The following is a 20574-nucleotide window of genomic DNA, read 5'->3' on the forward strand; positions in this document are numbered from 1 at the left end:
TCAAACAGTGGCTGTGCCCAAGAAAGCTTCCTCAGGTGAGCCGCCTGATACGGACGATCACCGTGATTGGCACCAGGATCAGATCGTTGGTGCCAAGATAAGGGGCCGCCGAAAGATCAAGAAAATGTCTCTCGACAGGCTGGCTTCCGAAGTCGGAGCTTCCATCGGGCTGTTGAGCCAGATCGAACGTGGATTGACCTCTCCGTCGTTGCAGATGCTCCGACGCATCGCCGCCGCGCTCGACATGCCGTTCCCCTGGCTGTTCGGCGAGACCTCGAATGGCGACCCCGACAGCGACATCGTCGTCCGGCACTTCGCGCGGCGCAAGCTTGCCTTCGACCAGTTTGGTATGGTGAAGGAGTTGCTGACCCACGATTCGGAAAGCGCACTCCAGGTAGTCCTCATGAAGATTTCCGCCGGAGGCTGCTCGGGTAGCGGACCGTTCACTCACAACGGAGAAGTTGCTGGCATGGTCATCACGGGCGAGATCGAGTTGCGGCTCGGTGATCGCCGGATCAAGATGGCCAAAGAGGACAGCTTCCGCTTCGATGCTAATACACCGCATACGTGGCACAACAATACGGACACCGAAACAAGCGTGCTTATCACGGTGACCCCACCGATCTATTGATTTGCACCTCATTTCTCGCCTGGCGTTGATTGCGGATTGCCCATGAGTTGCAATGAGGTTTGCCACTCGATCGCGAGATCGAGCGGCGAATACGACGTTCTCGCGTGCTGTCTTCCTAACGCAAGCCTAGTCCGCGCGCGATGATACCGCGGAGGATCTTGCGTGTCCCTCCCCGCAATGAGAACGAAGGAGCCGCGAGTACGGTGTGGTAAAGCGTCCGGATGAGTTCACTCATGTGTTCGGAATCAGCTTCGACATCGATCAGCGATCGCACGACGTCCGGAACTTCCTGTTCAATCGATGCTCCCAAATCCTTGACGATGGCTGCCTCGAGGCTGGGGTTCTCGGCATTGTGGAGCGGGCAACGGCGGGGAGATCTGCTGCGACTACCCTGCTCGGCCTACGAGACCCCCTATATTCGCCTTCCGCAATCGATAAGGTGGCCGCCGTGTCGCCATGCCCGCGGGCGCCCCCTTGAGGACCCTGCTCGATGCGACGAGCCGCCGGGAGCCGCTTATCCTCACTAACACGCTGGGCCGTCCCTGGACGTCCGACAGTTTCCGTACGTCGTGGGCGAAGGCTTGCGCGCGCAGGCATCAACGGTCTGACGTTTCACGACCTGCGCGGTACGGCGGTCGTTCGGTTGGCCATTGCCGGCGCCAGCTTCCCGCAAATCGCTGCCGTGACCGGCCACTCCCTGAAGGATGTCGAGGCCATTCTCGACGCCCACTATCTCGGTCGTGACATTCAGCTCGCAGAAGCTGCGGCGCTGAAGCTCGAAGCGAGAACAAAACTGTAAACGGTGGTGTAAACGGCGCTCTTTTTGCCGTTTGCTCAAACCGTTAAGCGTTTGATTTATATGGTGGGCGCACCAGGGCTCGAACCTGGGACCCGCTGATTAAGAGTCAGCTGCTCTACCAACTGAGCTATGCGCCCGAAAGGCGGTCAATGCCTTGCGAGGCCGGTCGTTTAGCAAAGCGATCCGGGGATGGCAAGCGATGCGGCGCATCTTTTCCCAGGGTTCTTCCACAAGGCCCAAAAAGCGAAAAGCCGCTGGATTCCAGCGGCTTCGCCAACGCTCATCCAAGGGTTAATTCCTCGGAAAATACGGGGTGGCTCAGAGCCGGCCCTCGCGATCCCGGTCCGGGCCGCCATCGCGGTCGAAACGGTCGCCGTGGAAGCGGTCCATGCCACGCTCCATCATGCGGTCCATGCCGCGTTCCATGAAGTGGCGGGGCGGCGGTGGCGGGCCGTCCTCGCCGCCGCCGAACGGGCCGCGGTGGCGGGTCAGCACGGCGAGGCGCCGCTTCTGGCCCTCGTCCAGGGTCTTGTAGAGCGGATCGGCGGCATCGGCGATCTTCTTCAGTGCCGCGGAGGTGGCGCCCATGTCCTCGGCACGCTGGCGCAGGCGGGCAACCGGATCCTCCGGCTTGTCACCATCCTTGGCGGCATCGCCGGGGGCGGCATTCATCCGCGCATTGGCGCGATCGATGCGCAGCTTGGCGAAGTCGCGCACGGCCGCCTCGACCGGCGGCCACAGCTTCTCCTGGTCGGCATTGAGCTTCAGCCCGGCATGGACGGCGGCGATCCGCGCGTCGACGAAGGCGGCGCGATCTTCCGGGTTCATGCGGATGTGACGGAAATGCTCCATCCACGGGCGATGATATTGGGCATAGACCGCGCCCGAGCCGGCGATGCTGAGCACGGCGATGGCAGCGATGGTGAACTTCCTCATGACGTACCTCTCCTCTGGAAGGGTGTGCTGAAGATGAGGGGCGCGAGGCTTGCGCGCAACTTACAACTTGGACAGGGAAGGCGTTCTTACAGAGATGTAACGGCCGTGAATGTCCGTTCAGGTGCAGACTGAAATGATTTGCAACAAAAAGGGCTTCCGTGCAGTGCACGGAAGCCCTTCGCTCATGCATTATATATCCACGCGCGAATTGAATCAGTTCGTCGTGCTCTTCGATTCCTTCAGGAATTCGTCGATCAGCGGCTGGCCGACGCGGCTCGCGGCGTCCTTGTAGACCGGCTCCATCGCCTTGCGCATCGCCTCGTCCTGCTCCGGCGTCAGCTTGATGATCTCGCTTTTGCCGCTCTTCTTGATCTCGGCGAACGCGTCGTCATTCTCCTTCTGCGATTGCGCGTTGTTGAAGTCGGTGGCCTCCTTCATCGCCTTCGACAGCTGGTCGCGGATATCGGCCGGCAGGTCGTCCCAGAACTTCTTGTTCACGATCACGACGTAGCCGATGTAGCCGTGGTTGGTCTCGGTGATGTACTTCTGCACCTCGTGCATCTTCTGGGTATAGATGTTCGACCAGGTGTTCTCCTGCCCGTCGACGACACCGGTCTGGAGCGCCTGGTAGACTTCCGAGAACGCCATCACCTGCGGCAGCGAGCCGAGTGACTTGAACTGGGCCTGGAGCACGCGCGAGGACTGGATACGGAATTTGACGCCCTGATAGTCGGCCGGCGTCACCAGCTTCTTGTTGGCGCTCATCTGCTTGAAGCCGTTGTCCCAGTAAGCGAGACCGGTGATGCCCTTGGAGTCCAGCAGCTTGAGCAGCCGCAGGCCGAGCGGGCCTTCCGTCACCTTCCGCAGCGTCTTCAGGTCGGGAAGGATGTAGGGCAGATCGAACACCTCGAATTCGCGGATGCCGAGCGGGCCGAACTTGGAGTTGGACGGCGCCAGCATCTGCACGCTGCCGAGCTGAAGCGCCTCAAGCTCTTCCTTGTCCTTGTAGAGCGACGAGTTTGGATAGACCTCGATCTTGACCTTGCCGCCGGTGTACTTCTCGGCGAGTTCCTTGAATTTTTCCGACGCCTTGCCCTTCGGCGTGTCGGTCGCGACCACGTGGCTGAACTTGATGATGATAGGCGACTGGGCCGATGCCGGCCCGGTGAGGCCAAGATTCAAGCCAAGAGCCAGTGCCGCGATGGACGCTGCGATCGCGAAGGTGCGCATGATCTCTCCCTGGTGTTATTTGGGCCGCCCGGCGCGCGGATGGCCGATCTTTATGCCGACAGCATCAATACAGGCCGGCACACGCGCGTGCTATTGGCCGTTAGCAGGGCAGGTATTCACGGCGAACGCCGCCGCGCTCCCTCGCCCGCTTGCGGGAGAGGGCTGGGGAGAGGGTGCATCCGCAACGGGACATTCCCGATGAGGAAAGAGCCCTCACCCGCCGCTTCGCGTCGACCTCTCCCGCACGCGGGAGAGGTGCAACAACCCGCAGCGTCGCTTCTCAGCTCGCCGCAGCCGTCGTCACCGTGTCGCGCTGGCGCTTCATGACGATCTTGTTGAGCGCGCCGAGATAGGCTTTTGCCGAGGCCACCAGCGTGTCCGGATCCGCCGCGCGCGCCGTCATCGCACGTCCCTCGTGCGAGAGCCGCACCGAGACTTCGGCCTGGGCGTCGGTGCCTTCGGTCACCGCGTGGACCTGGTACAGCTCGAGCTTGGCCTCGTGCGGCACCAGGCGCTTGATGCAGTTGAAGACAGCATCGACCGGACCGTTGCCCTCGGCTTCCTCGATCTTGATCTGGCCGTCGACGTCGAGCTTCATGGTCGCGCGCTGCGGGCCATGGGTGCCGGCGATCACGGTCAGCGAGGTCAGCTTGATGCGGTCGTGGGACGCCGCCATCTCCTCGTCGACCAGCGCCTCGATGTCCTCGTCGTAGATGTCCTTCTTGCGGTCGGCGAGTGCCTTCATCCGCGTGAACGCATCTTCCAGCTGGTTCGGGCCGAGCTTGTAGCCCATCTCTTCCAGCTTGTGCACGAAGGCATGGCGGCCGGAGTGCTTGCCGAGCACCAGCGAGGACTGCTTCAGGCCGACCATTTCGGGCCGCATGATCTCGTAGGTGGAAGCGTCCTTCAGCACGCCGTCCTGATGAATGCCGCTCTCATGCGCGAAGGCATTCCGGCCGACGATGGCCTTGTTGTACTGGACGGGAAACGAGGTCGCCGCCGACACGACCTTGGACGCGCGGGTCAGCTGCGTGGTGTCGATCTTGTTCCAGTACGGGAATTTGTCGTTGCGCACGTTGATCGCCATCACGATCTCTTCGAGCGCGGCGTTGCCGGCGCGCTCGCCGATGCCGTTGACGGTGCACTCGACCTGGCGCGCGCCGCCGACGATGCCGGCCAGCGAGTTCGCCACGGCCATGCCGAGGTCGTTATGGCAGTGCACGGAGAACACCGCCTTGTCCGAGTTCGGCACGCGCTCGATCAGCGTCTTCATGAAGTGGGTATATTCGTCGGGCGTCGTGTAGCCGACGGTGTCGGGGATGTTCACCGTGGTGGCGCCGGCCTTGATGACGGCTTCGACGATGCGGCACAGATAGTCCATCTCGCTGCGGGTGCCGTCTTCGGCCGACCATTCGACGTCGTCGATCTGGTTGCGGGCGCGCGCGACCATGGCGACCGAGGTCTCGAGCACCTGCTCGGGCGTCTTGTTCAGCTTCACTCGCATGTGCAGCGGCGAGGTCGCGATCACGGTGTGGACGCGGCCGCGCTTTGCAAACTTCACCGCCTCGGCGCAGCGGTCGATGTCCGCGGGATGCGCACGGGACAGGCCGGCGATGACGGCATTCTTGGAGCGGCGCGCGATCTCGCTCACCGCCTGGAAGTCGCCTTCGGAGGTGATCGGAAAGCCGGCTTCGATGACGTCGACGCCCATATCGTCCAGCATCTCGGCGACCTCGAGCTTCTCCTCGAAGGTCATGGTGGCGCCGGGGCACTGCTCGCCGTCGCGCAGGGTGGTGTCGAAAATGATGACGCGGTCCTTGTCGGACTTGTTCGCGGTGGCCATAGCAAAATTCCTTTTGAGCTTTTGCGCCGTCAGTCTTCTGGGCGCTTGAGGTGTCCGGTGATCTCGACCAACCCCTGAGCGCCCAGGCGCGTCGCGCCCAGCCGGCCCTCAGGGGCAGCTAAGAAGAAGCCCGCCAAGAAGCAGGGTGGGCAGCAGCGCGGCCGGGATCGTGGCGGCGGCCAGAGCCACCTCCCCCGAAATCCCATCGATTCGGCCACGAATCAGCATTGCCAGACCCTTTTGAGCCCTCAAATCCTCGGTCAAAACCGTTGACGGTTGGTTGCCGGGAGGCTCAATGAGCGTGTTTCTAGACGAGAAATGGGCGTACCTGCAACGCCAAAAGATGGTCAGGAAGACTGACCCACTATGAACCGGAGCTCGTCATGGGCCTGCCCTTCGCCAGGGCGAGGCAGTTGCGCGCTAACGCATCCACACCGTTATTGCGAGCGCGACGGAGCAAGGTGCGATGTCGCGAACGACCAATTCGCATTTCAACCCGCGCGGCGGGCGCGGGCCCTGTTCTCCCAGCGGTCGAGCATCTGGCCGAGCTCACCAGTGACCGGAGTCGACACCTCGTTGGTGTTGGCGGGCGCGGCGGCGAGCCAATCCGGCTGCCCGTAACCGCGCATGCGGCGCGCTTCCGCACGCCGTTTGCGCGAGATGTAATCACGCGTGGAATAGCCGGCCGCAAACGCGATCCCGATCAACACAATCAATATCAAGCCATCCACACTCAACTCCGGCTTCGCCCCCAGAGATTTGTGCGCAGCAATGAGGGCAAGGTCAAGGCATCACACGTCACGAACGAATAGCGGATCACACTTTGCGGAACCAGCGCACGCGCATGTTTCTGCGCAGACCGGACGGCGCTGACGAAATCGAAATCGCGCAGAAGATGCGGCCGCAGCCCTCGCAACCAGCCGCGGACCAGACTAACCTCGCACTTGCTCGGCCGGATCAACCGGCTAGCCGAACATGACCGGGAGGACGCGATGACACGCCAACAGCAGCGTGAGCAGGATGCTGCGCTTTCACGACGATCGCTCGTGCAGGGGCTTGCCCTCTGCGCCGGCGCTACCATGGCGGGCACCAGCGCAGCGCTTGCGCAGAACGGCCCGGCCGCCCCGCCGACGACGATCACTACCCCGCCGCGCGATTTCAGTCCCAATGGCGCGCCGACGACCTATTTCTGGGATCCCGACATCATCGCAGTCGATCCGTCCTTCAACGATCTGGCGCAGCCCAACACCGCGATCAAGCGGCTTCACACCGGACTGTTATGGGCCGAGGGCCCGGCCTGGAGCGCGCAAGGCCGCTATCTGTTGTGGAGCGACATTCCCAACAACCGGCAGATGCGCTGGACCGAGGACGACGGACGCGTCAGCGTGTTCCGCTCGCCCTCCAACAATTCCAACGGCAACTCGTTCGACTTCCAGGGCCGCCAGCTCTCCTGCGAACACCTGACGCGGCGGGTGACGCGCTACGAGCATGACGGCACCGCGACCGTGCTGGCGGATTCCTATCAGGGCAAAAAGCTGAACTCGCCGAACGATGTCGCCGCGCATCCCGACGGCAGCTACTGGTTCACCGATCCGCCCTATGGCGGCCAACTCTACGAAGGCGAGCCCGACGTCGCCGGCGGCCCGAGCAATGCGAGCGGCAAGCTCAATCCCCGGATCGGACAGCCGGCCGGATTCGTGCCGGGCAAGCGCGAATTGCCGACCAACTGCTATCGCATCGACCCCTCAGGGCGCGTCGATCTCGTCGTCACCGAGGAGCAGGTGCCCGATCCGAACGGCCTGTGCTTCTCGCCGGACTTCAAGAAACTCTACGTCGTCTCGACCGGCAAGGGACCGGGCGACACCGGCCCCGGCGGCAAGGGCGAGATCTTTGTGTTCGACGTCGGCGCGGACAACAAGCTCTCGAACGGGAAGCGCTTCTCGGATTGCACGATCGACGGCGTGAAATGCGGACCGGACGGCGTGCGCTGCGACGTCAACGGCAATGTCTGGGCCTCCAGCAATGCCGGCCGCGCCGTAGGCTATAGCGGCGTGACGACGTGGTCGCCGGAGGGCAAGCTGCTCGGACGCATCCGCCTGCCGGAAGTGTGCGGCAACATCTGCTTCGGCGGCCCCAAGCGCAACCGCCTGTTCATGGCTGCGAGCCAGTCGCTGTATGCGGTGTACACGGCGACACAGGGCGCGGGGCCGGGCTGAGCAGGCCAGATGCGAACTATGATGAGGCGCCAGCGGGGCACGCTTGCGCCTCAAACTCGCGCCCTACGTTGCCCGTTCAGAAAGCGAAAGGTTCCGATGCGTCCAATCGTGATCATACCCACCCGGCTCGGTTCAACCAGGCTCCCAGGCAAGGCGCTGACGGATATCAACGGTGAGCCGATGATCGTTCACGTCTGGCGAAGAGGTCTCGAGGCCGATATCGGCCCTGTCGTCGTTGCCTGTGGAGATCAAGCCATCAGGGACGTCATCGACGATTTGGGCGGCCGGGCAGTCCTGACTGATCCGACCCTCCCGACGGGGTCCGATCGTGCGCACGCAGCATTGCAGTTGATCGACGCGGAGGCAGCCTACGATGTCGCCGTTGTGCTTCAGGGCGACTTGCCTACCATTGATCCAGCGACGATACGGGCGACAATGGAGCCATTGGCCCGGCATGCCGATTGCGCAATTGCCACGCTCGCCACCGAGATCGAGGATCCCATCGAGCTTCAGGCGCCTAGCGTTGTGAAGATCGCCCTTGCGATCCACCCGGGAGACACAATCGGTCGCGCGGTCTATTTCAGCCGGGCCGTCATTCCCGCAGGCTCCGGGAAGTACTATCATCACGTCGGCATGTATACCTATCGGCGCGAGGCGTTGACGAAATATGTCGGCCTGCCACGAGGTGTTCTCGAGCAGCGAGAAAACCTTGAACAGCTCAGAGCGATCGAGCACGGCATGCGGATGGACGTGCAAGTGATCCAGACTGAGCCCTTGGGTGTGGACACGCTGGCTGATCTGGAGCGCGCCAGAGAACTTTTGGCGGCCAAGAATACCTAGTCTAGGCAGGACCGTCAGACATTCTTGCTGGTCGGATTGTCGTCCACAAAATCAGGCCCGCACGGCATGATGTACCGCCTTCAGAGTCGAAAGCAGGCTTGCAGCCGCGTCGAGTGGAAGGCAGCTGGGCCCGTCGCACAGCGCCCTGTCGGGGGCAGGATGAAATTCCAAGAATACGCCGTCGGCTCCCGCCGCCACAGCCGCCTTTGCAATGATCGGCACGCCTTCTCGCCTTCCGCCCGTCGAGCCACCGTTGGTGCGGGGGTCAGCGCCAGGGAGTTGCACGGCATGGGTGGCGTCGATGGTTACCGGCACGCCCAAGCGCTGCATCTCTCCAATACCCAACATGTCGACCACCAAGTTGTTGTAGCCGAAGGAGCTGCCCCGCTCGCACAGGACGATGTCGACTCCGGGCGCGGCCTCCCAGGCCTTAGCAATGATGTTCTTACACTCCCAAGGAGCCAGAAATTGAGCCTTCTTGACGTGCAGCCAACCGCCGGCTGCGCGGGCGGCACGCGCGGCTGCGACAATCAGGTCGGTCTGGCGACAGAGGAAGGCGGGGATTTGCACCAAATCCGCGACGCTGGCCACGGGTTCGACCTGGTCGATCTCATGGACGTCAGAAACGATAGGCACGTTTAGCGCGCGCTTGACCTCGGCCAGCATGGCCAAGCCGTCCTTCAAGCCGGGGCCCCGGTAACTCGTGATCGACGAGCGGTTGGCCTTGTCGAAGCTGGCCTTGAATATGAACGGCAAGCCGAGGTCGGCAGTGATCGCCTGCAGGTGACGCCCAACGCTCAGGGCCAATCCAAGGTTCTCCAAGACATTCAAGCCGGCGATTATGAGCAGAGGCTGGCCTGTCCCGAACGAAAGATTCCAATGCTTTAGATGAACGACTGCCATCACTGTCACCTGTCAAGTCATGAACCCAGAACAAGTTGAGCATAGTAGCAAATTCAAGGATCACACAGCCGGCCGCGCCGTTGGCTATAGCGGCGTGACGACGTGGTCGCCGGAGGGCAAGCTGCTCGGACGCATCCGCCTGCCGGAAGTGTGCGGCAACATCTGCTTCGGCGGCCCCAAGCGCAACCGCCTGTTCATGGCCGCGAGCCAGTCGCTCTACGCGGTGTTCACGGCGACGCAGGGCGCGGGGCCGGGCTGAACGGCACAAGCCTTTGAATTGCCCCACGGCGCCGGCATACCTCGCCGGCGCCGAATTGTTTTCATCGCTCTGTTGATGCTTGAATCGGGCAACAGAGGTGACTTCCGGGCAGAGCGCGTGATAATTGAACCATGGCAGACAAAACTCGCGTCGTTGTTCTCTATGGCGGCCGGTCCGGTGAGCATGAGGTCTCGCTGAAATCGGCAGCTTCCGCATTCAGGCATCTCGACCGCGCCCGCTTCGAGGTGATCCCCGTTTCCATCGACAAGACAGGTCGGTGGCAATGGAACGACCTTCGCACGCTCGATCAGGCGAACGCGGCATCTTTGCCAATCCTGCCCGATGCGCCGGAGATCCGGCTCGCCAGAGGCCCCGATGGACGCGGCGTCCTCATGCCGATCACACAAGGCGCGGTCGCCCCGATCGAGATCGACGTCGTCTTTCCGGTCATGCATGGGCCTCTCTGCGAGGACGGCACCGTGCAGGGCCTGCTGGAATTGGCCGACGTCGCCTATGTGGGATCGGGTGTTCTCGCCTCCGCCGTCAGCATGGACAAGGACGTCGCCAAGCGGCTCGCTGAATTCGCCGGCATCCCGATCGCGCCCTATCGCGTGCTCACCCGCAAGGCCTTCGTTCAAGACCGGTCCTCATCGCTTGCGAAGGCGGTCGAGGGCCTGGGCCTGCCGGTGTTCGTCAAGCCATGCAACATGGGCTCGAGTGTCGGCATTCACAAGGTGAAGACATGGGATGCGCTCGGCGCGGCGCTCGATGATGCGTTTCGCTATGACGTCAAGGTGCTGGTCGAACAAGGTATCGACGCGCGCGAAATCGAGGTCGCGGTGCTCGAGGGCGAGACGCTGTTTTCGAGCGTCGCCAGTGAGCTGAACCCCAACGCCCATCACGAATTCTATTCGTACGAGGCAAAATATCTCGATCCCGATGGCGCCCGGGTTGACCTTCCGGCCAGGCTCGACCCGGCACAGATGGAGTGCGTGCGCTCACTCGCCACAAAAGTGTTCGCGGCGCTCGAATGCAGCGGCTTCGCGCGCGTCGACTTCTTCCTCGACCGGCAAACCGGAAAATTCTATTTCAACGAGATCAACACCCTGCCCGGCTTCACCTCGATCAGCATGTATCCGAAGATGATGGAAGCTTCGGGCGTGCCCTATGCAGAGCTGCTGACGCGCCTCGTCGATCTGGCACTGGACCGGCACCGGCAGCGGCAATCCCTGGAACGGGGTTACACGAGCTAGACGGTGACGAGATCAGGTTCGATCGGCCTCACCTCCCCCGATCGGCAGGGCAATCTCCGCTTCCGGCGCCCCCAAGCACAACCGCCTGCTCATGGCCGCGAGCCAGTCACTTGATGCCGTGCTCCCGGCGACGCAGGGTGCGGGGCCGGGCTGAGCGGATCGGCACAAGACATGGGCAAGGGCGTCGGCGCGATCTGCTGACGCCCTTCGAAAACGATCCGATCGAATGGATCGCGTCAGGTAACATCGGTGGCGAGCGAGACGCTTCTCCATGCGGCGAACTCGACCTGCAAAGATGAGATCTTTTCATCGACCAGACGCACGGCGTCACTGCCGAGCAGCAGATGTGCCGGCGGCTCCGCCGACATGGCAACTTCCAGCATCGTCAGCGCCGCCTTCCTAGGATCGCCAACCTGCTTGCCGCTCATTTCCATGCGCCGCTTGCGGATCGGCTCCATCACAGCGTCGTAATCCCCGATCGATCGGACCGCTCGCACCATCGATCGTCCAGCCCAGTCGGTGCGGAATCCACCCGGCTCGACCGCGGTGACCTTGATGCCGAGTTCCTTGACCTCCTTGCCAAGGGATTCGGAGATCCCTTCGAGCGCGAACTTGCTGCCGTGGTAATAGCTCAGGCCCGGCAGCGTGATGATCCCGCCCATCGACGTGATGTTGAGAATATGTCCGGCGCGCCGCCTGCGCATGAAGGGCAACACGGCCTGGATCATCGCCACAGCGCCGAACACGTTGACCTCGAACTGGCGTCGCAGATCGTCAATGGACGATTCCTCCAAGATGCCTTCGTGGCCGTAGCCGGCATTGTTCACGAGAACGTCGATCGCGCCGATCTTGCTTTCGATGTCAGCAACCGCTGGCGCGATGGCGTCGGTGTTGGTGACGTCCAGAACCACCGCATATGCGTCCGGTCCGAGCGCTTCGAAACTCCGCCTGTCGGCGTCGTTGCGCACGGTACCCGCGACGGCATGGCCATCGCTCAAGGCGACCTCCGCCAACGCGCGGCCGAAGCCGGATGAAACGCCGGTGATGAGGAATGTCTTTGCCATGTGAGATCTCTTCCCAGTCTTGAGTGTGATCTCCATATAGGCGGGTTGATTAGTGCAACAATCGGCATAAATTGGCATGACCTGATGCAGGATATCGCACAATGCTTAACACCGGTCTTTTCGAGCTGAACGCCGTTGCCGCGATTTCCGCACATCGCAGCTTTCGCGCCGCCGCAACCGAGCTCGGCATTTCGCCTTCGGCATTGAGCCATGCGATCGCCGGGCTGGAAAAACGGCTCGGCGTGCGTCTGATCAATCGCACCACACGCAGCGTGTCGTTGTCGGAGGCGGGCGAGCGCTTTCTCGCGCGCGTCAGCCCCGCATTGCGCGAAATTGCCGGAGCGATGGAAGATGTGAACGAGTTTCGCGACACGCCGACAGGAACCCTTCGCATCAATCTGAAGGAGCGTGCCGCGCACCAGATCCTCCGCCCCGTCGTTGCAAAATTCCTGCGGCGCTATCCGGACATGAACGTCGAACTGGCTCTGGAGGGACGCACCATCGATATCGTCGCGGAAGGATTCGATGCCGGAATCCGGCTGGCCGAAGCCGTGCCGCAGGACATGGTCTCAATTCCCTGCGGCCCGGCTTCCCGTTTCATCGTGGTTGGGGCGCCTGATTATTTCGCGCGCGTGACGTTGCCAAAGTCGCCTCTGGATCTGCTCAAGCATGAATGCATTCGCAGGCGCATGCCGGGCGGCACGCTCTATCGCTGGGAGTTCGAGAAGCGCGGAGAGGAGATAGCCCTGGATGTGCCGGGCAGACTCACGCTCGACAACGACGGTCTGATGGTCGAAGCCGCACTTGAAGGACTGGGGCTCGTGTTCGTGAGCGATTTCTGGGTGGCCAAGCATCTCGCCGACGGCACATTGCGGGCCGTGCTGGAAGACTGGACGCCGCCATTTCCTGGCTTGCGCCTCTATTATCCCGGTCACCGGCACATGACAGCCGGGCTTCGCGCCTTTGTCGACATGTTGCGGGAGGAGAGCAAGCAGGCCGCCAAGGCGGCGCGCGGCGCTGCCCACGATTTGCGCAAGCGCTAGACTTTCGTCCTTCTCTCACAATCCTGAACGCAGTTTCACTTGCCGAGAACATCCTCGCCGGTATAGTTGCGACACAATGGCTCACAAGAGGCCTGTTCAAAGGGAGAGAACAACATGAAAAAACGACTCTCTGTTGCGTTGCGAATAGCACTCGGTACGGCCGCGGCCGGTGTGCTGATGACGGCGTCAGGCGCGGCATTGGCGGCCGATCCGATCAGGATCGGCGTGATCGCGGAGGCGCAGGCCATTGCCGGCGCCTCGATTCCACAGGCGGCGCAGCTTGCCGCCGACGAGATCAATGCGAGCGGCGGCGTCGATGGCCGCAAGATCGAGATCATCTCCTACGACAATCACTCCTCCTCGGCGGATTCGGTGCGCGCATTCCAGCGCGCTGTGAACGAGGACAAGGTCAACACGGTCATCGCGAGCTATATCAGCGAGGTGGTGCTGGCGCTGGAGCCCTGGGCTTCGCGCCTGAAGACGCCGTTTGTGACGCCGGGTGCGGCCTCCAACGAGATCAGCAAGAGCGTCCACGCCGATTACGAGAAGAACAAATACACTTTCCACGGCTATCTGACCTCGGCCGCGCTCGCGCTCTCGGTCTGCGACGGCGCCAAGGACCTGCTCGTCGACAGAATGCACATGAAGACGGCCGTCATCATGAGCGAGGACGCCGCCTGGACCAAGCCGCTCGATGTCGGCTACGAGGAGTGCCTGCCGAAGATCGGGCTGAAGGTGCTCGACCACATCCGCTTCTCGCCCGATACCACCGACTTCACCCCGATCTTCAACAAGATCGAAGGCTCCAAGCCCGACGTGATCATCACCGGCATCTCGCATGTCGGCGTGCAACCGACGGTGCAGTGGAAGAACCAGCAGGTGCCGATCCCGATGTTCGGCATCTCCTCGCAGGCCACCAACGAGACCTTCGGCAAGGACACCAACCAGGCCGCCGAAGGCGTGCTGTATCAGGGCGTCTCCGGACCCGGCGTCGCGGTGACGCCGAAGTCGGTGCCGTTCGCGGAAAACTTCAAGAAGAAGTTCGGCAACTATCCGTCCTATGCCGGCTACACCGCCTATGACGAGGTCTACTATATCGCCGACGCGGTGAAGCGCGCGGGCTCGACCGACGCCGACAAGCTGGTCGCGGCGCTGGAGACGACCGACTGGGAAGGCACGATCGGCCGCGTCCAGTTCTACGGCAAGGACGATCCGTTCACCCACTCGATCAAATACGGCAAGGGCCTGATCACCGGGCTGATGCTGCAATGGCAGGACGGCAAGCAGAGCGCGGTCTGGCCCAAGGATGTCGCCAAGGTCGACATCAAGTTCCCGAGCTTCATCAAGCTCAGCAACTAGCCGGAACAGCTCCCGGGACCACCTCCCGGGAGCTTCCACTTGCGGCCCCCCGCAGCACCTTCCCTCCAAGCGGCAGCCTTATCATCAATGCGAGCCTTCCAGATTCTGATCGATGGCTTTGCCATCAGCGCCCTCTACGCTCTCGGTGCCACCGGCTTCACGCTGATCTTCGGCGTTTCCGGCGTGCTCAACCTCTCCCACGGTGCCATCATGGTCGCGGCAGCAGTGGCGGCCTGGGCCGCCGCCAGCATCCTTGGTGTCGGCACCTATGCCGGCGCGCTGATCGGGGTCGCCGTTGCCCTCCTCGCCGCCTTCGCCACCTATTTCGCGGTGGTGAAGCCCATTCAGGACTCCCGGCGCATCCCCAATGAAGAGAAGGAGATCTTCGTCCTCACGGGAACGCTGCTGTGGGGCATCATGATCCAGGAACTGATCGCCTATTTCTTCACCAACAATGCCAAGACGGTGCTGCCGATCGTCGAAGGCGTGGTCGAGATCCTCGGCGTCCGCACGCCGAAGAACGAGATCTTCACCGCGATCGTGTGCTGCCTCGTCATCGCGCTGCTCTGGCTGCTGGTGAACCGCACGCGCACCGGCAAGGCGGTGCTGGCGGCCTCGATGAACCCGCGCGGCGTGACGCTGCTCGGGCTCGAGCTCACCAACATCTACATCGTGGTGTGGGCGATCTACGGCATCCTCGCCGGCATCGCCGGCGTGCTGCTCGGCATGTTTCTGGGCGTCAGCTCCTACAGCGTCGGGCCGCTGACGGCGAGCGCATTCTCGATCGTGGTGCTCGGCGGGCTCGGCAGCGTGTCCGGCTCGCTGATCGCCGCCTTCGTGGTCGGCTATCTCGAAACGCTGACGGCCTATCTGGTCTCGCCGGCCTACCGCACCATTCCTGCGCTGCTGCTGCTGGTGTTCGTGATGTACATCCGGCCCCAGGGCCTTCTGGGGAGGCGCTGAGATGGCGAACTTCTTCACCACCCGCCTGTTCTTCGTCTCGCTCGCACTGGTCGTGATCGCGGCCACGCTGCCGCTTTATGTCTCCGGCTACGTGCTGGGCCTGCTCACCGTCGCCTTCTATTTCGGCGTGTTCGCGATGGCCTGGGACCTCTTGTTCGGCTTCGCTGGCGAAGTGAATTTCGGACCAACCTTCCTGATCGGCGTCGGGGCCTACACCGCCGGCATTTTGAATGCCCAGTTCGGCTGGTCGGTTTATCTCTGCATCGTGCTCGGCGCCCTTGCCTCGGTCATCGCCGGCCTGGTGCTGGCGCTGCCGGCTTTGCGGGTGCGCGGGCCCTATTTCGGCCTGACCACGCTGGTCGCGGTGTTGATGCTGCAAAACTTCATCGTGGTGTTCGCCGATCTCACCGGCGGCGAGATCGGGCTCACCATCCCCGACGTCATCTCGATCGACGCCGGCGTCAACTACTGGATCGCCCTCGGCTTCATGACGATCTCGGCGGCGATCCTCTACGGCCTGTCGCAATCGCCGATCGGCCTCGTGCTCCAGGCCAGCGGCCAGGATCCGGTGCAGGCCGGCGCGCTCGGCTTCAATATCGTCAAGCACAAGCTCGCCGCCTTCATCGTCAGCGCGTTCTTCTCCGGGCTATCGGGGGCGCTGCTGGTGTTCTACTTCGGCACCGCCTCGGTCGGCACCGTCGTCGATGTCGCTGTCGGCGTGAACGTGATCGTCTCGGCCGTGCTTGGCGGCCGCCGCACCGTGCTGGGTGCGGCACTGGGCGCGATCTTCCTGATCGTCGCCGGCGAGTTCCTGCGGCCGACCGGCGAGCTTGCGACCTTCATCGTCTCGGCGGTCGCCCTCCTCGTCGTGCTGTTCTTCCCCGGGGGCTTCCTCGGAGCGGCCCTCTCGCGCGAGGCTCGTTCGTGATGGATATGAGGCTTTCAAACCGGCCGGTGCTCGAAGTCCGCGGCCTGACCAAGCGCTTCGGCGGACTGACCGCGGTGAAGAATCTCGGCTTTGAGGTCAACAGCGGCGAGATCTTTGGCCTGATCGGGCCGAACGGCTCGGGCAAGTCGACCGCGATGAAGAGCGTGATGGGGATCGAACGCCCCACTGCTGGCGAGGTCATCTTCGAGGGCGAGAACGTTGCAGGTCTCCCTGCCCACAAGATCGCGCGAAAAGGCTTTGGCATGGTGTTCCAGCACTCGCGGCCGCTGAACCGGCAGACCGTGTTGGAGAACATCCTGGTCGCGCTCTTGCCGGACAGCCTGTTCATGCTGTTTCCCGACAAGGCGCTGGTCGAGCGAGCCAAATGGATCGCGGACCGCGTGGGCTTAGGCGCCGTCATGAACCGCCGCCCACCGACGCTGCCGTTCGCCGATCTGCGAAGGCTCGAGCTCGCCAAAGCGATCGCCCGCGATCCCAAAGTCGTGCTGGTGGACGAGCCCTTCGCCGGCCTGACGCGGGCCGAAGTGGACGTGTTCTCCGACCTGATCCGCAGCTTCCGCGATGACGGCCGCGCCGTGATGCTGGTGGACCACAACGTCAAGAGCGTCGCCGCTCTCGTCGACCGCGTGCTCGCGATGTATCTCGGCGAGGAGATCGTCACCGGCAAGGCCGAGGACGTCATGAAGAACGAGACGGTCCGCCGGGTCTATCTCGGCGGCGCCATCGAGACCCATGCCCGGCCCGAGACCAGTTTTGGCGATAAGGTCCCGCTGCTGCAGGTCGAGAATGTCAGCGTGTTCTACGGCAAGGCCCAGGCGCTGGAGAACGTCTCGATCCACGTCCACGAAGGTGAGTTCGTCTCCGTGGTCGGCCTCAACGGCGCCGGCAAGACCACGCTGTTCAACACCATCTCCGGCTTCCTGCCCTATAGCGGCGAGATCGCGCGCGGCGGCGAGAAGCTGCGCGGCACCAGCCCGGCGAAGATCGCCCGCAGCGGCCTCGTGCAATGCCCGGAATCGCGCGAGCTGTTCGGCGAGATGAGCGTGCGGGAAAACCTCGATCTCGGCGGGCAGCACCTTTCCGACGACAAGCGCGCCGCGCAGCTTGCCTGGCTGTTCGAGCTGTTTCCGATCCTGAGGGAGCGCCAGGGCCAGATGGCGCAGACGCTCTCCGGCGGCGAGCAGCAGATGCTCGCGATCGGCCGCGCGCTGATGATGCAGCCGCAGATCCTGATCCTGGACGAGCCGACGCTGGGGCTTGCCCCGGTCATCCTCGAACAATTGTCCAAGGCGCTGACGAAGCTGCGGCAGACGACGTCGATCACCGTGCTGCTCGGCGAGCAGAACGTCACCTTCGCGCTGCCGCATGCCGACCGCGTCTATGTGCTCGAACACGCAAGGATCGTCTGGGAGGGCGATCCCGGCCGCTTCGCCAGCGAGGCCGGCGCCGATTTCCTGTAGTCCGTCAACATCAACAAAAAGCATAGAAAGGGAAACGACCATGAAACCATCGACACTTCTCGGCAGCAGCCTGCTCACCTCCGCGCTGGCGCTGTGCCTTGCCGCGCCTGCCTACGCGCAGTCGAACGATCCGATCAAGATCGGCGTCATCGCCGAGGTGCAGTCGATCGCGGGCGCGGCGACGCCGGGCGGCGCGCAGATTGCCGCCGACGAGATCAACGCCAAGGGCGGCATCCTCGGCCGCAAGATCGAGATCGTCACCTATGACAACAAGAGCTCTTCGGCGGACTCCGTGCGCGCGTTCCAGCGCGCGGTGAGCGAGGACAAGGTCTCCGCGGTGATCGCAAGCTATATCAGCGAGGTCGTGCTGGCGCTGGAGCCCTGGGCCGCGCGGCTGAAGATGCCGCTGATCACGCCCGGTGCGGCCTCGAACGAGATCACCAAGGCGATCCACAACGACTACGAGAAGAACAAGTACACTTTCCATGGCTATTTGACCTCGGCGGCGCAGGCCCAGCTGGTCTGCGATGCCGCCAAGGATCTCCTCGTCGACAAGCTAAAGTTCAAGACCGTCGCGATCATGAGCGAGGACGCGGCCTGGACCAAGCCGCTCGACGTCGGCTACGAGGCCTGCCTGCCCAAGGCCGGCCTGAAAGTGGTCGAGCATGTGCGCTTCTCGCCCGATACCACCGACTTCACGCCGATCTTCAACAATATCGAAGGCAAGAAGCCCGACGTGATCGTGACCGGCATCTCCCATGTCGGCGTTCAGCCGACGGTGCAGTGGAAGAACCAGCAGGTGCCGATCCCGATGTTCGGCATCAGCGCGCAGGCGCTGAGCCCGACCTTCTGGAAGGACACCAATGCCGCCGCCGACGGCATTCCGTCGCTTGCGGTGGCGACGCCCGACGTCGCCGTGACCTCGAAGACCAAGCCGTTTGCGGCCGCCTTCAAGGCCAAGTTCGGTCAGCCGCCGGCCTATACCGGCTACACCGCCTATGACGAGGTCTACTTCATCACGGATGCGATCAAGCGCGCCGGCTCGACCGATCCCGACAAGATGGTCGCCGAGATCGAGAAGACCGATTATGAAGGCACGATCGGTCGCATCCAGTTCTACGGCAAGGACGACGAGTTCACCCACGGCATCAAGTCCGGTCCCACCACCGTGACCGGCCTCGTCTTCCAGTGGCAGGACCAGAAGCAGGTCGTGGTCTGGCCCGAGAAGATCGCGGAAGGGAAGCTGAAGTTTCCGAATTTTGTGAAGCTGTCGCAATAAGTCAGCCGTTGCTGCCATCTGCGCCCACCGCTCGCTTGCGAGCGGTGGGATTTTTCTTTGGCTTTCGCAGATGCGTTGGGTGCGGCCACTGCCGCGTATCGACCTTGTGCGATGTTGACTTTCCGCCGGCCCGCTCCTCATACTTCGCAAAAAATAACAAGAACCGATCATCAGACGGTTTTGAGGGAGGATAGGATGCCGACTTCACGCAGGCAGCTGCTGAAGGGTACGGCGGCTGCCGCCGCCACACTCAGCCTCGATTGGACACGGGCCCAGGCGCAAGCCGAGAATTTGCGCGTCGGCCTGATCTACGACCTGACAGGCCCGTTTGCCGCCGGCGGATCGGTCGCCTCCTCGGTCGGCGCACAGATCGCCATCGACCTCGTCAACGAGAAGGGCGGCATCGGCGGCAAGACCAAGATCGTGCCTGTTGCGGCGGACTCCCAGAGCAAGGCGGATGTCGCCATCAACGAGGCCGAGCGGCTGATCAGCCAGGAAAAGATCGACATCATCAACGGAGTCTATTCCAGCGCGCATGCGGTGCCGATGGCGGCGAAGGTCGAGCAGCAGAAGAAGATCCTCTGGATCACGACCGCGGTCTCGACCGCCGTGTTCAAAGACAAGAACCTGCAATACGTGTTTCGCGCGCAGATCCATTCCGACCAGTATGGCCAGGCATTCGCCGGCTTCATCGCCGAGCACGCCAAGGGCAAGCTCGGCATGGAGCCGGGCGATGTGAAGGTCGCGCTGATCCACGAGGACGGCCCCTACGGCGTCGGCGTCGCCGCGGCGGACGAGGCCTATGCCAAGCAGGCCGGCATCCAGGTGGTGATGCGCGAAGGCTATTCGGCGTCCGCGCCAGACCTTTCGGTGCTCGTGACCAAGCTCAAGCGCGCCAAGGTCGATGTGATCTCGCATGCCGGCTACAACCCCGACATCACCCTGTTCCTGCGCCAGGCCCGCGAGAGCGGATTGCGCTTCAAGATGCTGTTCGGCGCCGGTGCCGGCTACAGCCAGCTCGACAAGCTGCGCGCGACCTTCGGCCCGGACATCGACAATTTCTGCAACATCGATCCGGTACCGGCGCAGCTGCTCGATCCCGCAAAGCTCGCGCCTGGAATCGGCGATCTCACCAAGACCATGGTCACGCGCTACCAGGCCAAGACCGGCGCCACCGACGTGCCGCCGCACTGCTCGATGGGCTTCAACCAGACCTGGGTGCTGCTCAACAACGTACTGCCTGTCGCCAAGGAGAAGTACGGCAGCTTCGAGCCCGAAGCGATCCGCAAGGCCGCACTCGACGTCGACATTCCCGCCGGCGGCACCATCCAGGGCTATGGCGTGAAGTTCTTCCCGCCGGGCACACCGATGTCCGGCCAGAACGAGCGCTCGACCCCGGTGGTGATGCAGAACGCCGGCGAGCACATCTCGGTGGTGTGGCCGACCAACATTCGCACGCAGGACCCGGTGTTTCCGCTGCCGAAGGGATCGACGTACGGGACGTGAGGTTCTTCGCCTCTCCCCGCTTGCGGGGAGAGGCCGGAATA

The 20574-nt window shown here is 63.0% G+C and carries 18 protein-coding genes, 1 tRNA gene and 1 pseudogene; 13 read left to right on the top strand and 7 right to left on the bottom strand.

Features of this window, described 5'->3' with window-relative positions; genetic code table 11:
- The first annotated feature begins 7 nt into the window (after nucleotides 1-7).
- Together AC1RR3_RS07960 and AC1RR3_RS07965 are read left to right on the top strand one after the other, a co-directional pair.
- Nucleotides 8-631 carry a helix-turn-helix domain-containing protein gene (locus AC1RR3_RS07960; protein WP_492821099.1) on the top strand — a complete coding sequence of 208 codons (624 nt, stop codon included), beginning with the start codon at nucleotides 8-10 and terminating at the stop codon, nucleotides 629-631.
- Between the two features lie 643 nt (nucleotides 632-1274).
- Nucleotides 1275-1430, top strand: a complete 156-nt coding sequence (locus AC1RR3_RS07965; RefSeq protein ID WP_492821101.1) for a hypothetical protein — start codon at nucleotides 1275-1277, stop codon at nucleotides 1428-1430.
- Nucleotides 1431-1491: 61 nt separating this feature from the next.
- Here AC1RR3_RS07965 and AC1RR3_RS07970 read toward each other — a convergent pair.
- From AC1RR3_RS07970 to AC1RR3_RS07990, 5 genes are all read right to left on the bottom strand, one after another.
- A tRNA-Lys gene (locus tag AC1RR3_RS07970) sits at nucleotides 1492-1567 on the bottom strand.
- Between the two features lie 181 nt (nucleotides 1568-1748).
- Entirely contained in the window at nucleotides 1749-2366 is a 618-nt protein-coding gene (locus AC1RR3_RS07975; protein WP_492821103.1) for a Spy/CpxP family protein refolding chaperone, read from the bottom strand.
- A gap of 213 nt (nucleotides 2367-2579) precedes the next feature.
- Complete coding sequence (locus AC1RR3_RS07980) at nucleotides 2580-3596, bottom strand: TRAP transporter substrate-binding protein (RefSeq protein WP_492821105.1); 1017 nt, start codon at nucleotides 3594-3596, stop codon at nucleotides 2580-2582.
- 280 nt (nucleotides 3597-3876) lie between these two features.
- Nucleotides 3877-5439 (bottom strand): 2-isopropylmalate synthase, encoded by a 1563-nt coding sequence (locus AC1RR3_RS07985; protein ID WP_492821107.1) that lies wholly within the window; start codon nucleotides 5437-5439, stop codon nucleotides 3877-3879.
- A 491-nt stretch (nucleotides 5440-5930) separates the two neighbouring features.
- Nucleotides 5931-6161 carry a hypothetical protein gene (locus tag AC1RR3_RS07990; protein WP_492821433.1) on the bottom strand — a complete coding sequence of 77 codons (231 nt, stop codon included), beginning with the start codon at nucleotides 6159-6161 and terminating at the stop codon, nucleotides 5931-5933.
- 270 nt (nucleotides 6162-6431) lie between these two features.
- Between AC1RR3_RS07990 and AC1RR3_RS07995 the strand changes: the two genes are divergently transcribed.
- Together AC1RR3_RS07995 and AC1RR3_RS08000 are read left to right on the top strand one after the other, a co-directional pair.
- Nucleotides 6432-7655: an SMP-30/gluconolactonase/LRE family protein gene (locus AC1RR3_RS07995; RefSeq protein ID WP_492821109.1), complete on the top strand. Its 1224-nt coding sequence runs from the start codon at nucleotides 6432-6434 to the stop codon at nucleotides 7653-7655.
- Nucleotides 7656-7751: 96 nt separating this feature from the next.
- Entirely contained in the window at nucleotides 7752-8495 is a 744-nt protein-coding gene (locus AC1RR3_RS08000; protein ID WP_492821111.1) for a 3-deoxy-manno-octulosonate cytidylyltransferase, read from the top strand.
- 51 nt (nucleotides 8496-8546) lie between these two features.
- On the opposite strand, the gene kdsA is transcribed toward AC1RR3_RS08000, so the two are convergent.
- On the bottom strand, nucleotides 8547-9398 hold the full coding sequence (gene kdsA / locus AC1RR3_RS08005) for a 3-deoxy-8-phosphooctulonate synthase (protein WP_492821113.1): 852 nt from the start codon (nucleotides 9396-9398) through the stop codon (nucleotides 8547-8549).
- 67 nt (nucleotides 9399-9465) lie between these two features.
- On the opposite strand from kdsA, the pseudogene AC1RR3_RS08010 reads away from it, so the two are divergent.
- Nucleotides 9466-9657 (top strand): annotated as a pseudogene (locus AC1RR3_RS08010) (SMP-30/gluconolactonase/LRE family protein); the annotation flags it as partial.
- Between the two features lie 131 nt (nucleotides 9658-9788).
- Nucleotides 9789-10910: a D-alanine--D-alanine ligase family protein gene (locus tag AC1RR3_RS08015; RefSeq protein WP_492821115.1), complete on the top strand. Its 1122-nt coding sequence runs from the start codon at nucleotides 9789-9791 to the stop codon at nucleotides 10908-10910.
- A gap of 236 nt (nucleotides 10911-11146) precedes the next feature.
- Here the strand turns inward: AC1RR3_RS08015 and AC1RR3_RS08020 are convergent, their stop codons facing one another.
- Complete coding sequence (locus AC1RR3_RS08020) at nucleotides 11147-11974, bottom strand: oxidoreductase (protein WP_492821435.1); 828 nt, start codon at nucleotides 11972-11974, stop codon at nucleotides 11147-11149.
- Between the two features lie 101 nt (nucleotides 11975-12075).
- Here AC1RR3_RS08020 and AC1RR3_RS08025 point away from each other — a divergent pair, with 101 nt between their 5' ends.
- The 7 genes from AC1RR3_RS08025 (at nucleotide 12076) to AC1RR3_RS08055 (ending at nucleotide 20533) form a co-directional block, all read left to right on the top strand.
- The gene (locus AC1RR3_RS08025) at nucleotides 12076-13017 is read left to right on the top strand and encodes a LysR family transcriptional regulator (protein WP_492821117.1); all 942 of its coding nucleotides are present in this window, start codon (nucleotides 12076-12078) and stop codon (nucleotides 13015-13017) included.
- A 114-nt stretch (nucleotides 13018-13131) separates the two neighbouring features.
- Complete coding sequence (locus AC1RR3_RS08030; protein ID WP_492821119.1) at nucleotides 13132-14376, top strand: ABC transporter substrate-binding protein; 1245 nt, start codon at nucleotides 13132-13134, stop codon at nucleotides 14374-14376.
- A gap of 87 nt (nucleotides 14377-14463) precedes the next feature.
- Nucleotides 14464-15339: a branched-chain amino acid ABC transporter permease gene (locus AC1RR3_RS08035; protein ID WP_492821121.1), complete on the top strand. Its 876-nt coding sequence runs from the start codon at nucleotides 14464-14466 to the stop codon at nucleotides 15337-15339.
- Nucleotide 15340: 1 nt separating this feature from the next.
- The gene (locus tag AC1RR3_RS08040; RefSeq protein ID WP_492821123.1) at nucleotides 15341-16267 is read left to right on the top strand and encodes a branched-chain amino acid ABC transporter permease; all 927 of its coding nucleotides are present in this window, start codon (nucleotides 15341-15343) and stop codon (nucleotides 16265-16267) included.
- Nucleotides 16267-17748, top strand: coding sequence for an ATP-binding cassette domain-containing protein (locus AC1RR3_RS08045; protein WP_492821437.1), 1482 nt, complete (start codon nucleotides 16267-16269; stop codon nucleotides 17746-17748). Before AC1RR3_RS08040 ends, AC1RR3_RS08045 begins: the two co-directional genes overlap by 1 nt.
- A gap of 40 nt (nucleotides 17749-17788) precedes the next feature.
- Nucleotides 17789-19027 carry an ABC transporter substrate-binding protein gene (locus tag AC1RR3_RS08050; protein ID WP_492821125.1) on the top strand — a complete coding sequence of 413 codons (1239 nt, stop codon included), beginning with the start codon at nucleotides 17789-17791 and terminating at the stop codon, nucleotides 19025-19027.
- Between the two features lie 195 nt (nucleotides 19028-19222).
- Entirely contained in the window at nucleotides 19223-20533 is a 1311-nt protein-coding gene (locus AC1RR3_RS08055) for an ABC transporter substrate-binding protein (RefSeq protein ID WP_492821127.1), read from the top strand.
- Nucleotides 20534-20574: the final 41 nt, after the last annotated feature.

It is taken from the genome of Bradyrhizobium sp. GW821-FHT13H05 (assembly GCF_058804065.1).